This window comes from Mesorhizobium kamtschaticum, from assembly GCF_056174585.1.
In genome coordinates, this window is the sequence record NZ_CM149691.1 from 1,211,236 (window position 1) to 1,223,199 (window position 11,964).

Genomic DNA, 11,964 nt, shown 5'->3' on the forward strand with positions numbered 1-11,964 from the left:
CGAGGTCGGATGAGGGGTGGTCCAGCTTGGCAGCGACGGCACTCCGTCACCCACCCCTCAACCGTCTCGGCGCTGCGCGCCGATCCACCTTCTCCCACAGGGGGAGAAGGAAAAAAATATCAACTAATCCCCGAGCGGCTCCATCTCCTTGCCGGTGCGGTGGATCTGGGCGTTGTATTTGATGCGGCGCACGGTCTCGCGTGCCGAGCCGTCGAGCTTGTAGGCGGAAGCGACCGCCAGCAGGTCGATCGCCGCCAGGAAGGCATAGCGCGAGGCCGTCGGCTTCAGCGTGTCGGGATATTCCGGCACCGCCACGGTCAGCCTGACGTCACAGGCGCGGGCGAGATCGGTGTCGGGCGCGGTCACTGCGATGGCGTTGGCGCGGTAGTGTTTGGCGAGTTCGACGGCCTCGATCACTTCGCGCGTGCGCCCGGTCGCCGAAATGGCGATCACCAGGTCGCCGGGCTTCAGCGTCGAGGCAGTCATGCGCATCAGATAGGGGTCGCACTGGGCGCTGACGGTGATGCCATAGCGAAACAGCCGGTACTGGGTTTCCTGCGCCAGCGCGGAGGAACTGCCGCCAAGGCCGAAGACCGTGACCTGGCGCGCCTTGGCGATCAGTTCGGCCGCCTTCTGCAGCTCACCCGGATCGAGCTGCCGTTCGGCCTCCTGCAAGGCCCGGCGTGCTTCGCCGAAAACGGCGTTCCAGAACGGCATGCCATTGTCGTTGCTGATGGCTGGCGACTTGGCCAGGTAGAGCGCTCCGACGACGAGGCTCTGCGCCAGTTTCAGCTTGAAATCGCGCACGCCCTCGCAGCCGATGGCGCGGCAGAACCGGGTCACCGTCGGCTCGCTGACCCCGGCGCGTTCGGCAATCGCCGCATTGGAGGCGTCGACGGCGTATTTGACATCGTCGAGCACGACATCGGCAACGCGGCGCTCCGCCGGGCGCAATTCCGCGTAGGAATCCTTGACCAGCGAGATGATGTCGGGGATGCGCCTGATGTCGCGCCCCTCCGGATCGCTGCTTAAGGCGCTGCCTGTTTGGCTGTCAGCTTCGGTCATGAAGTCGGTCTTCCCTGCCCTTTTGACCTGACCTCTTATCATGTTTGCACGCTGTCGTTCCATGCACCCGGCCACGCTGCAACCGCAGCGTGCCGCAAGGGTATGCTCACGTCTCTTTGCCAGAGTATGTAGGAAAGCAACACGCATTTCAAGGCAGAGAAAACATCATGAAAACAAGGCGATACTTCTAACCTGGGATTTTGATGATAAGGGTACCACCGCGAGCGCTTGACAGCAAAGTAGGATAGTTACAGACTGATTTCTGGCAGTCTGATGACCTACTGGATCATCACGCAATCTCCGAGGGGCGGATGAACGCGGGCGAGATAACAACGCCGAAGCTTGGCGTGCAGGCAGCGACCAAGATCTATCACACGGCGTCAGGCGACCTGCTGGCGCTGGACCGCTGCAGTCTCGATGTCAGAGCCAATGAAATCGTCTCCATCGTCGGCCCGTCCGGCTGTGGCAAGACCACGCTTCTGTGGTCGATGTCGGGCCTGCACAGCCTGACCAGCGGCGAGATCCGGCTCGACGGCACCAAGATCACTGGCCCGCACCCCGATATCGGCATCGTCTTCCAGGAAGCGAACCTCCTGCCCTGGCGCAATCTCGACGCCAACATCCGCTTTCCCTTCGAGATCAAGGGCGAGAAGCCGGATCGTGCCTGGATCGCGCATCTGCTCAATCGGGTGGGGCTCGATGGCTTTGGTGGAAAATTCCCGCGCGAGCTTTCGGGCGGCATGCAGCAGCGCGCGGCGATCGTGCGGGCGCTGGCGCTAAAACCATCGGTGCTGCTGATGGACGAGCCGTTCGGGGCTCTCGACAGCTTTACCCGCGAGGAGATGAACCGGCTGGTCGAGGAGATCTGGCTCGACACCAAGACCACCATCGTCTTCATCACCCACAGCATCGAGGAAGCGATTTTTCTCTCGGACCGGGTGGTGGTGCTGAGTGCGCGGCCGGGGCGCGTCGCCAAGGAATATCGCGTGCCGTTTCCACGGCCGCGCTCGCTGGAGATCATGGCGACCAAGGAGGTCTTCGACCTCACCAACCGGATCAAGATGGACATTGTCGGCGAGCGTACCAGACCGGTGGCGCCGGAGCGCACCAGCGCCGAGATCGTGAGGATCAGGCCGTGAGCGACGCCATCCCCGAATTCTCCAAATCCAAATCGGCTGCCAAGTCCGGCGACGGCAAGGATGTCAGCCTGACCAACCTGTCGGCCTTCGCCAGCGGTCCGGGCATCAAGTCGGGCAAGGAGGTGGCGGCGATCATCGCCGTTGCCGTGGTCATCATCGGCGGCATCGAACTGGCCTTGCGGCTGTTCCATGTGCCGCTCTACATCATGCCGCCGCCAAGCTCGATCGCCTATGCGCTGTTCGACGAGTTTCCGCTGATCGCGCCGCATCTCGGCTACACGCTGGTCGAGCTGGTGTCGGGCTTTGCCATCGGCGCCGTCGTCGGCCTGGTGCTGGCCGCCGTCATCACCCAGTTCCCCTTCGCGGAAAAGATCGTCGCGCCCTACATTCTGCTTCTGGTCACCACGCCGATGCTGGCGCTGGTGCCCCTTTTGATCCTGCGTTTCGGCTTCGGCTACACGCCGCGCATCATCGCGGTAGCGCTGGCCGCCGGGCCGATGGTGATGATCAACGCCGCCACCGGCTTTCGCCGCGTCGACAGCGCCAAGATCGCGCTGGCGCGGTCCTATGGCGCCAGCACCTTGCAGATCTTCTGGAAGATCCGCGCGCCGATGGCGCTGCCGATGATCCTGGTCGGGCTGATGATCGGCGCCATTTTCGGCCTGCTCACCGCCGTCGGCGCCGAGATGGTCGGCGGCGGCTTCGGCCTCGGCAACCGGCTGACCACCTATTCGTCGATGATCCAGATGCCGCAGTTCTTCGCCGTGGTGCTGATCCTGTCGACGCTCGGCATCCTCATCTACGTGCTGTTCTTCCTCATCGGCAAGAAATGGGCGAGCTGGGAGGCTTGAGGACAAGGATTTGAAGCAAGGATGCCCGGGAGGCGGGCGGTGGACTGACGTCAAACAAAAAGGGGAAAGCGATGACCAACGACAATTTCGTCCAACGGGCGGGGATCTCCCGCCGCTACTTCCTGCAAGTGACCGGCGCCGGCCTGGTGACGGCAACGGCGCTCGGCGCCACCGGCCTCAAGGCGAGGGCCGAGGCTTATGGCAAATTCACCTGGATCTCGCCGCGCGGCACGCTCGAAGTGCTCGATGACTATCCCTACTGGGCGGCCAAGAAGGCCGGTCATTTCGACGGGCTCGACACCGACATGCAGCCGGGACCGTCCGATGGCACGGCGACGGTGAAGTTCGTCGATGTCGGCCAGGCCGATATGGGCTTTCCCTCACCCGGCGTGTTCTCCTTCGCCATCCAGAACGGCATGAAGCTGAAGTCGGTGTTCCACATGGGCGCCCGCGACACGTTCAGCATCGCCTTCCGCAAGGGCGAGGGATCGAACGATCTGAAGAAGCTTGAGGGCAAGACCATCCTGCTCGGCTCCGCCGCCTGGCAGTCGATCACTGATCCGCTGCTCGCCGCGCAAGGCGTCGACATCAAGAAGGTGAAGTATGTCGAGGCCGGCTGGCCGACCTGGGGCACGGCACTCGCCGGCGGCCAGGGCGACGCGGCCCTGTCGTGGGAGGGCCTGCGCGCCGAATGGATCGCCAAGGGCCTCGACTTCGAATACTGGCTCGGCGTGAAGAATTCGAAGCTGCCCGCCAACACCTTTGTCGTGCGTGCCGCCGATCTGGAAGATCCCGACAAGAAGGCGTTTTTGGAAAAATATCTGCGCGGCTGGGCGATGGGCCTCGAATTCGGCTACCAGAATCCGCGCGCGGCCGTCGAAGCGGTGTTCGGGCAGTTCCCGACGCTGGCCAAGAATCTCGGCCGGAACTCGGCACCACCTCGATCCTGCAGCAGATCAACGTCTTCCGTGGCGACATGGACAAGCGCGGCGGCTGGGGCTCGCACGACATGGCGAGCTGGCAGGGCTTCTTCGACGAGATCCACAAGATCGGCCAGATCACCAATCCGGTGAAGGCCGAGGATGTCTGCACCAACGACCTCATCCCGGCGGCCAACGACTTCGACAAGGCCAAGGTCAAGGCCGATGCCGACGGCGCAAAACTGTCGGAAGGCTTTGCCGCGCTCGATGTCGAGAAGATCAAGGCGCATCTGTTCGATTCGGCGGTCAAGTAAGCCGGCAACAGAACCGGGCGGCGACAGGGTTGCCGCCCGCAATCCATTGAAGAAAGCGTGGGAGGTGGCGGTGGCCGACAAGGTAAAAGTGCTGGTGGTGGGTCTCGGCAATATGGGCGCGTCGCACGCCAGCGCCTATCACCGCTCCGAGGGTTTTGAGATCGTCGGCATTATGAGCCGCTCGATCAAGAGCAACACCAAGATCCCGGCGGAATTAGCCGGCTATCCGCTCCATGAGGATTTCGACCTGGCGCTGAAGGAGACGAAGCCGGACGCCGTCTCGATCAACAGCTGGCCGAACACGCACGCCGAATACGCGCTGAAGGCGATCGCGGCCAATTGCCATGTGTTCATGGAGAAGCCGCTCGCCACCAACATCGAGGATGCCGAAAAGGTCGTGGCCGCGGCGCGGGCCAAGAACCGCAAGCTGGTGCTCGGCTATATCCTGCGCGTGCACCCCTCGTGGATCAAGTTCATCGAGGTTGGCAAGACGCTCGGCAAGCCGCTGGTGATGCGGCTCAACCTCAACCAGCAGAGCAGCGGCAGCGCCTGGCACTGGCACAAGAACCTGATCGATTCGCTGATCCCGATCGTCGATTGCGGCGTGCACTATGTCGACGTCATGTGCCAGCTGACCGGCGCGAAGCCGGTGCGGGTGCATGGCATCGGCGCCAAGCTCTGGGCGGAGGCCGACAAGCAGAATTACGGCCACCTGCATGTCACCTTCGATGACGGCTCGGTCGGCTGGTACGAGGCCGGCTGGGGGCCGATGATGAGCGAAACGGCCTATTTCGTGAAAGACGTGGTCGGCCCCAAGGGCGCGGTGTCGATCGTCGCCGGCCAGGCGGCAAGCACAGCCTTGGATGCCGAAGTCTCGAACTCCGCCGACATCGACCGCCATACCAAGACCGATGCGCTGAAGATCCACTACGCCGCGGTCGACGGCGACAAGAATTTTTCCAAGCCTGACGAGATCGTTAGCATGGAGGACGAGCCCGGCCATCAGGAGCTGTGCGACCGCGAGCAGGCCTTCTTCCTGCGCGCCATCCGCGAGGATCTCGATCTGACCGAGCAGATGGACGCCGCGGTCAACAGCCTGCGCATCGTGCTCGCCGCCGAACAGAGCATTGAGCTCGGCCGGACGGTCGAGCTGGCCTGAAGTCGCGCCAGCCCCCTTGTGTGTTTGGAATCGTGCATTGTTGAGGGTGCCACGGACCAGGTGCTTGCCTGATCCGTGGCGGTGGTCGAGAGCCCGTCGCCCCTCAGGTGGCCTAAACCGTGGATGAGCTGGGGCCCGACCGCCTTCTTTTGTGAACCCGAACAGTTGCAAGGGGCAAGCCCCCGCACACAAGGAAGGGACCGAGGAGATGGTAGCGCAAACGGTTCAGGACATCGGCATCGATGTTGCCAAAGGCTGGCTCGACGTGGCGGTATTTCAAACGCAGGAACAAGCGCGTTTCGACAACGACAAGGACGGATGGGCCAAGCTGATCAAGTGGCTCCGCAGCCGCACCGTGCGCGCCATCGGCATGGAGCCGAGCGGCGGTTATGAGCGCGGCGTGGCCAAGGCACTGCGCAGCGCGGACCTGCCGGCCAGGAACGTCAATCCGCACAAATTGCGCCACTATGCCCGCGCCCTTGGCCGATTGGCCAAGAATGATCGCATCGATGCCTTGCTGATTGCGCGCTACACCGCCGAACTGCCGACCCGGCCGGTGCGTTGCGACCCAATTGCAGAGCAACTGGCCGATCTGGTCGTGGCCCGCAGGCAGCTTAGCGACGATAAGGTCAGCCTCGCCAATCAACTCGAGCAGCTACGTGAGCCGATGGTGAAGCGCATCTTCACCCAGCGGCTGCGTCGTATCGAACTCGATATCGCACTGCTCGCCAAGCGTATGGCCGAACTCGTCGCCAGCCAGCCGGCGCTCGCGGCCAAGGATCGCCTGATCCAGTCCTTCCACGGGGCCGGTCCAGTCCTCAGCCATACCATACTGGCGCTGGCGCCGGAGATCGGGCAGGCCTCGCGACGCGAGATTGCAGCGCTTACCGGTCTGGCGCCCTACGACTTCGACACCGGCACCTTCAAAGGTCGCCGCGTCATCTGGGGCGGCCGGCATGCTCTGCGCAGGGTGGTCTACATGGCAGCGCTCACCGCCAGCCGCTCAAATCCCGTACTCAGAGCCTTCCACCAGCGTCTTATTGCAAACGGTAAGCAACCAAAGGTCGCCATCGTCGCCGTCGCCCGAAAGATTATGACCATCCTCAGCGCCATGCTTCGACACAACCAACCCTGGTATCCAGACAAAGCCTGAAAACACAGTTGCTCATCCGACCTCGCTTCGCGAGGCCACCTTCTCCCACAGGGGAGAAGAGGCTGGCGAAGGCGGTGACAGTCTCCTCTCCCCGGGGGAGAGGTCAGCCGAGCGAAGCGGAGGCTGGGTGAGGGTGAGTCACTCAGATCCGATATAAAGGGAGTAAGTACATGGCCGCCGTTCACCGACAGTCTGCTGAAAACCTACGCGGACTCCGATGCGCTCGACCTCGCCGGTCTGGTGCGCAGCGGCCAGGTTTCGCCGGCGGAGCTGGTCGAGGCGGCGATCACGCTGGTCGAGCGGCTCAATCCGGCGCTCAACGCGGTGATCCACCGCCTCTACGACATGGCGCGTGCGCAGGCCGAGACGGTCGACAAATCGGCGTCCTTCGCCGGCGTGCCGTTCCTGCTCAAGGAGCTGGCCTCGTCCTGGACCGGTGCGCCCAACACCAATTCGTCTTTCTACCTGAAAGACGTCGTCGCCGATTTCGACACCGAAGTCGTGCGCCGCATGAAGGCGGCGGGGCTGGTGCTGGTCGGCAAGTCGAACGCGCCCGAAAATGGTTGGTCGATCACGACCGAGCCGAAACTTTATGGCGTGACGAAGAATCCGTGGAAGGAAGGCATCACCCCTGGCGGTTCAAGCGGCGGTGCGGCCGCGGCCATTGCCTCACGGATGGTGCCGATCGCCGAGGCGAGCGATGGCGCCGGCTCGATCCGCATTCCGGCCTCCTGCTGCGGCATTGTGGGCCTGAAACCGTCGCGCGGCCGCGTCAGCCTCGCGCCGTTCGGCTACTATTGGTATGGCGGCGCCTATTTCCTCTGCTGCTCGCGCACGGTGCGCGACACCGCGGCCTATCTCGATGCCGTGGCCGGCGCACTGCCGGGCGACCCCTACACGCCGCCGGTGCCCGACAGCTCCTGGCTCAGCCTGTCGACGTGGGCGCCGAAGAAGCTGCGCATCGGCCTCACCGTCAGGCCGCCGAACGGCACCGCCATCGACCCGGAGGTCAAGGCGTCGGTGCTGGCAACGGTAGCGGCACTCGAGCGGCTGGGACACCATGTCGAGGAGCACGACATGCCTGTCGACGCCAATGCCGTCTGGGCGACCTACACCAACATGACCTGCGTGCAGACGGCGGCGACGTTCGATTATCTGGAAACGGTGATCGGCCGGCCGGTGACCCCAGGCGATGTCGAAGCGGTGACCTGGGCGATCATCCAGCGTGGCCGCGCGACCAGCGGCGTCAGGCACATCGCCGATGTCGAGCAGCTCAGGCAGATCGGCCGCGACATTGTCGGCGATCTCAATGCCTACGACCTCTTCGTCACGCCGACGCTGACGCAGTTGCCGCGCCCGTTCGGCTATTACGACATGTCGGAGACCGATCTCGACCGCTACAACGCCAAATGGGAGGGTTCGGTGTTTGCCTTCCCCTTTAATATTTCGGGACAACTGGCGATCTCGCTGCCGTTGGGATGGTCGAAAGGCGGTGTGCCGATCGGCGTGCAACTGGTCGGCCGTTATGGCGACGAGGCGACGGTGCTGGCGGCATCGGTGCAGCTGGAGCAGGAGATGCCTTGGAGGGATAAGAGGCCGGTGGTGAGTGGTTAACCTCTCCCGTCGTCATCCTGGGGCGGAGCAAGGAGCGCAGCGACGCAGCGCAGACCCGAGGATCCTGTGTGTCGGTGCCATGCTATGTCTGAAGTGGGAAGGAGACCGAGAGGATCCTGGTCGTCCTTTTGAGGACAGGCCGTGGCATGGCTCGGTCCCTTCCCACCGGTGAACCATCAACCTGAACAGTTGCACGGGGCTGTTAGCAGCAGACCCCGCACCACAGGAAGAGGCATGGACATGATAATGCAGAACTACGTCGGCTGCGATATCTCCAAGCAGTGGCTCGATTTTTTTGATGAGACAAGCGGGCATTCCCAGCGCATCGACAACCAGGCCGATGCGATCGCTGCCTATGTGGCAGGCCTTTATCCCGACCGAGATTTTGTGGTCATGGAGGCGACAGGCGTTCATGACCGGCTGCTGCGCCATGCGCTGGCCAAGGCAGGCGTTGCGTTCTCGCGACACAATCCGGCGCACACTCACCACTATGCGAAGTCGACGAGACGGCGCGCCAAGACCGATCGTCTCGATGCCAGGATGCTGAGCGGCTATGGCCGTCGCTATCACCCTGAGGCCGAGCCGGCGCCGCGCGAAGAAGGTGAACACCTTCAATCGCTTGCCCGCCTCCGAGACCAACTGGTCGAGATCAGGGCAAAGTTGAAGAAGCAACTCAGTGAGGCCTTTGACGAGACCGTCATCACCGAGCTCGAAGAGCTGATCGCAACCTTCAACACGCGCATCAAGGCGCTCGAGAGCCAGATCGCCGAGGTCATTCGTCAATCCGAGGATACGGCCCGCGACAATGCGCTGATGGTCTCCGTGCCCGGTGTCTCCAGGATCACCGCGTTCTCACTGCTGGCGCACCTGCCCGAGCTCGGCCTGCGTTCACCCAAGTCGATCGCGGCACTCGCCGGCCTTGCCCCCTTCGACAACAAGAGCGGCAAGCTCAACCGCAGGAGCCAGATCCAGGGCGGCCGGTCGCGCGTGCGCCGTGCCCTCTACATGGCAGCGCTGGGCGCCATCCGAGCCTGTGAGCGCTTCAGAGATTTCTATAGCGCCATCGCAGCCCGCTCAGGCTCAAAGAAACTGGCCATCATCGCTGTCGCAAGGAAGCTCCTCGTCGTCCTCAACGCCATCATCCGTGATAAAAAAGCATTCGCATAAACACAGTTGCCATGCCGCGACTTTGCCAAGGGCGCAGCGGAGCAGAATTCTGCACCGCTGCACTCCACGGCTGAGGTCGCGGCATGGATCCTCGGGTCTCCGCGACGGAGCTCCGCTCCTGCTCCGCCCGTGGATGACGAAGGTGGAGAGGCTCGACCAATCTCTGGAGTGAAGCCCCTGCTACCCAATTGCCTCCAGCCGTCTCGGCAGCCGGTTCATCACAACAGGCCGATCCGCCGTGATCAGGAACTGGTCCTCGAGATTGAAGCTGGCGAGGCCGTCTATGTAGAGCGGGATTTCGAAAGCCAGCACCATGCCGGCCTCGATCACGACTTCGCTGTCGGCGGCAATGAACGGCCATTGTTCTGAAAACACCGACTGGCCGACGCTGTGGCCGAAATGGCCGCGGCGGTAGGAGCGCAGGCCTTGCCGGGCCAGGCTGTCGGTGGTGACGCGATGCACATAAGCGAGCGTGTTTCCGGGGATCAGCACCGACAGCCCGTCCTCGAAGGCGCGCTCGGCGATGGCGTGCAGCTCTGTCTGGTCGGCGGAAGGCGGCCCGAAGATGAAATTGCGCGACATGTCGGAGGCGTAGCCGCCGACCGTGCAGACCATGTCGCATTTCAAGGGATCGCCGGCCACGGCCCTGGTGTCGGCGCCCTTGGCCCGGGCGCCCAGCGTCACATATTCCGCCGTCACGACCGGATGCGACAGGCCGGCCGCCGCGTCGGCGACGCCCTTTCGGTAGAGCGCGACGAGATCGGCCTGGCGCATGCCGGCCATCGCATCCACCTGCAGCCGCTCCAGCCCGGCTTCCGAGAGAAAAATGCCTTGCTGCAGGAGATCGATCTCGCGTTGCGACTTGATGGCCCGCAGCCTGTCCAGGACCGGTGAGCCGTCGACCATCGGGCAATCCGGCAGCAGCGCCTGGATGGCGGCGAAATCGGCAGTGGGAATAAAGTCGAGGTCGATGCCGAGCGTTGCATGCGCCAGTCCGAACTCGTCCAGCAAGGCCTGCAGCTGGCGCACCGAAGTGGCGAGATCGAAGGTCGCGGGCCGCGAGAAATCCGGTGCACGGCCAAGCGAGGCGAGGCCGGCCTCGATGCGCTCGGCCAGGGGAAGTCCTTGAGATGTATCGACCGGCGCGGATTCGATCCAGATCGGGTGCGAACGCATGACCGCTTCGGGCGCGGCGATCCGCAGCTGCGCCGCATTGAAGTCGGCGACGACGACGCCGATCGGCAAATCCTGCCGGGCCGGGATGACGACGAAGCCGCCACCGGCGCGCCGGAACAGGCCGGCCGGGCCGATCCACGCGCCGGTCGCATAATGGAAGGCCTCGGGCGCCGAGAGCACCAGCGCCGAGATGCCGGCGCGTTGCATCAAATGCGCGGCGCGCTGGCGGTCGACAAAGCCTGCCATGGGATTCTCCTGATATCCGAGGCGGCAACGGAGCATTGCGGGCGCGGACAATCAAGCGGATTGCTTGATGCCTCCCCAACGTCGTCATCCACGGGCGAAGCAGGAGCGAAGCTCCGTCGCGGAGACCCGAGGATCCATTCCGTGATCTATGCCACGGAGTGTAGCGGAGCAGAATTCCGAACCGTGGCGACGCGTTGAGGTCGCGGCATGGATCCTCGGGTCTGCGCTGCGTCGCTGTGCTCCTTGCTCCGCCCGTGGATGACGAAGGAAAGGGCGGCGTTCCCGCTAATCGTCGAGGCATGCGATGATGGTAGACCCAGTCCACCCAATCGAACGGCGAAACCCCTACTTGATCGTCTCCAGCTTGGCGATCGCCGCGGTGAAGCCGGCGAGCGACACCGGGATGGTCACCGGCTTGCGGGTGACCGATTCCATGCCGATGTTCAGGTTGGTTCCCGACTTCATCGTCTTGACCAGTTCCGGCGACAGCGGGGTGGCGGCATAGGCGCCGTTCTGGTCGCTGGTCTGGATGGCGATGACGACCTTTTGGCCCTGGTCGACCTGATAGCTGACGCCGGACGGCAGGAACAGGCCGTGCGGCAAAGCGAGCAGCATGGCAAAGCCGCCATTGCTGCTGTCGCGGCGCACGGTCACCGTCAGCACACGCTGGCCTGTCTTGGCCTCGGTCAGGTTCTGCGACACCTGGCACTGAAGCTCGCCGGTCGCCGAGCCGCTGGAGCAGTTCACGGCCCATGGATTGGCGTCGGCCGGCTTGGGTCCGGCCTCTTTGGCTTGAGGCTGTTTGGATTGGGACTCTTTGGCGGCGTCCTCGGCAAGTGCCGGGCCAGCAGAAGCCGCCAGCAGCCAAAGGGCAGCCGATGCCGCGACTATGCGGGTTAGATTAGCTGCAGCTAAAACAATTGCCATGTTCTTCACGCCCCGCAGTTTTCCTTGCCCCGGCAGGTATTCTCCTGGAAAAGACTTGATACAGCAATGGCGGCTGCTCCGAAAGCCGGGTCCCCGGCCAAGCAAGCCGGCAAATCTACTGTGGCAATCTCGCCACAGGACAGAACTTTGACGGTCGACAACAACACTCACAAGATTCCGGGCTCGCTATACAATAGAATTCGCGTGTAAGAATTAACACGCGGGACGTGTAG

11 protein-coding genes are annotated in these 11,964 nt (G+C 63.5%); 8 read left to right on the plus strand and 3 right to left on the minus strand.

Annotation, left to right across the window (positions count from 1 at the left end):
• Positions 1–123: 123 nt before the first annotated feature.
• Positions 124–1,065, minus strand: coding sequence for a MurR/RpiR family transcriptional regulator (locus AC0V7N_RS05820; protein ID WP_475455546.1), 942 nt, complete (start codon positions 1,063–1,065; stop codon positions 124–126).
• A gap of 311 nt (positions 1,066–1,376) precedes the next feature.
• Between AC0V7N_RS05820 and AC0V7N_RS05825 the strand changes: the two genes are divergently transcribed.
• The 8 genes from AC0V7N_RS05825 to AC0V7N_RS05860 all read left to right on the plus strand — a co-directional run bounded on the left by AC0V7N_RS05825 (position 1,377) and on the right by AC0V7N_RS05860 (position 9,382).
• Positions 1,377–2,204, plus strand: coding sequence for an ABC transporter ATP-binding protein (locus AC0V7N_RS05825; RefSeq protein ID WP_475455548.1), 828 nt, complete (start codon positions 1,377–1,379; stop codon positions 2,202–2,204).
• Complete coding sequence (locus AC0V7N_RS05830) at positions 2,201–3,055, plus strand: ABC transporter permease (RefSeq protein ID WP_475455550.1); 855 nt, start codon at positions 2,201–2,203, stop codon at positions 3,053–3,055. The genes AC0V7N_RS05825 and AC0V7N_RS05830 overlap by 4 nt, the downstream gene beginning before the upstream one ends.
• Before the next feature lie 71 nt (positions 3,056–3,126).
• The gene (locus tag AC0V7N_RS05835; protein WP_475455552.1) at positions 3,127–4,128 is read left to right on the plus strand and encodes an ABC transporter substrate-binding protein; all 1,002 of its coding nucleotides are present in this window, start codon (positions 3,127–3,129) and stop codon (positions 4,126–4,128) included.
• Complete coding sequence (locus AC0V7N_RS05840) at positions 4,065–4,289, plus strand: hypothetical protein (protein ID WP_475455554.1); 225 nt, start codon at positions 4,065–4,067, stop codon at positions 4,287–4,289. The genes AC0V7N_RS05835 and AC0V7N_RS05840 overlap by 64 nt, the downstream gene beginning before the upstream one ends.
• A 70-nt stretch (positions 4,290–4,359) precedes the next feature.
• The gene (locus AC0V7N_RS05845) at positions 4,360–5,448 is read left to right on the plus strand and encodes a Gfo/Idh/MocA family protein (protein WP_475455556.1); all 1,089 of its coding nucleotides are present in this window, start codon (positions 4,360–4,362) and stop codon (positions 5,446–5,448) included.
• A 208-nt stretch (positions 5,449–5,656) separates the two neighbouring features.
• On the plus strand, positions 5,657–6,601 hold the full coding sequence (locus AC0V7N_RS05850; RefSeq protein WP_475450385.1) for an IS110 family RNA-guided transposase: 945 nt from the start codon (positions 5,657–5,659) through the stop codon (positions 6,599–6,601).
• A gap of 240 nt (positions 6,602–6,841) precedes the next feature.
• On the plus strand, positions 6,842–8,215 hold the full coding sequence (locus AC0V7N_RS05855; protein ID WP_496627754.1) for an amidase family protein: 1,374 nt from the start codon (positions 6,842–6,844) through the stop codon (positions 8,213–8,215).
• Between the two features lie 234 nt (positions 8,216–8,449).
• Positions 8,450–9,382 (plus strand): IS110 family RNA-guided transposase, encoded by a 933-nt coding sequence (locus AC0V7N_RS05860; RefSeq protein WP_475455038.1) that lies wholly within the window; start codon positions 8,450–8,452, stop codon positions 9,380–9,382.
• Positions 9,383–9,562: 180 nt separating this feature from the next.
• Here the strand turns inward: AC0V7N_RS05860 and AC0V7N_RS05865 are convergent, their stop codons facing one another.
• A complete protein-coding gene (locus AC0V7N_RS05865) occupies positions 9,563–10,804 on the minus strand; it encodes a M24 family metallopeptidase (protein WP_475455560.1) in 1,242 nt (413 codons plus the stop codon).
• Between the two features lie 345 nt (positions 10,805–11,149).
• A complete protein-coding gene (locus AC0V7N_RS05870; RefSeq protein ID WP_475455562.1) occupies positions 11,150–11,731 on the minus strand; it encodes an invasion associated locus B family protein in 582 nt (193 codons plus the stop codon).
• Positions 11,732–11,964 lie beyond the last annotated feature (233 nt).

Bases quoted from the DNA above. Each gene is read 5' to 3' on its own strand.
- AC0V7N_RS05825 (WP_475455548.1), top strand. From the start codon at position 1,377: ATGAACGCGGGCGAGATAACAACGCCGAAGCTTGGCGTGCAGGCAGCG.
- AC0V7N_RS05870 (WP_475455562.1), bottom strand. From the start codon at position 11,731: ATGGCAATTGTTTTAGCTGCAGCTAATCTAACCCGCATAGTCGCGGCA.
- AC0V7N_RS05840 (WP_475455554.1), top strand. From the start codon at position 4,065: ATGGCGAGCTGGCAGGGCTTCTTCGACGAGATCCACAAGATCGGCCAG.
- AC0V7N_RS05850 (WP_475450385.1), top strand. From the start codon at position 5,657: ATGGTAGCGCAAACGGTTCAGGACATCGGCATCGATGTTGCCAAAGGC.
- AC0V7N_RS05820 (WP_475455546.1), bottom strand. From the start codon at position 1,065: ATGACCGAAGCTGACAGCCAAACAGGCAGCGCCTTAAGCAGCGATCCG.
- AC0V7N_RS05835 (WP_475455552.1), top strand. From the start codon at position 3,127: ATGACCAACGACAATTTCGTCCAACGGGCGGGGATCTCCCGCCGCTAC.
- AC0V7N_RS05860 (WP_475455038.1), top strand. From the start codon at position 8,450: ATGGACATGATAATGCAGAACTACGTCGGCTGCGATATCTCCAAGCAG.
- AC0V7N_RS05865 (WP_475455560.1), bottom strand. From the start codon at position 10,804: ATGGCAGGCTTTGTCGACCGCCAGCGCGCCGCGCATTTGATGCAACGC.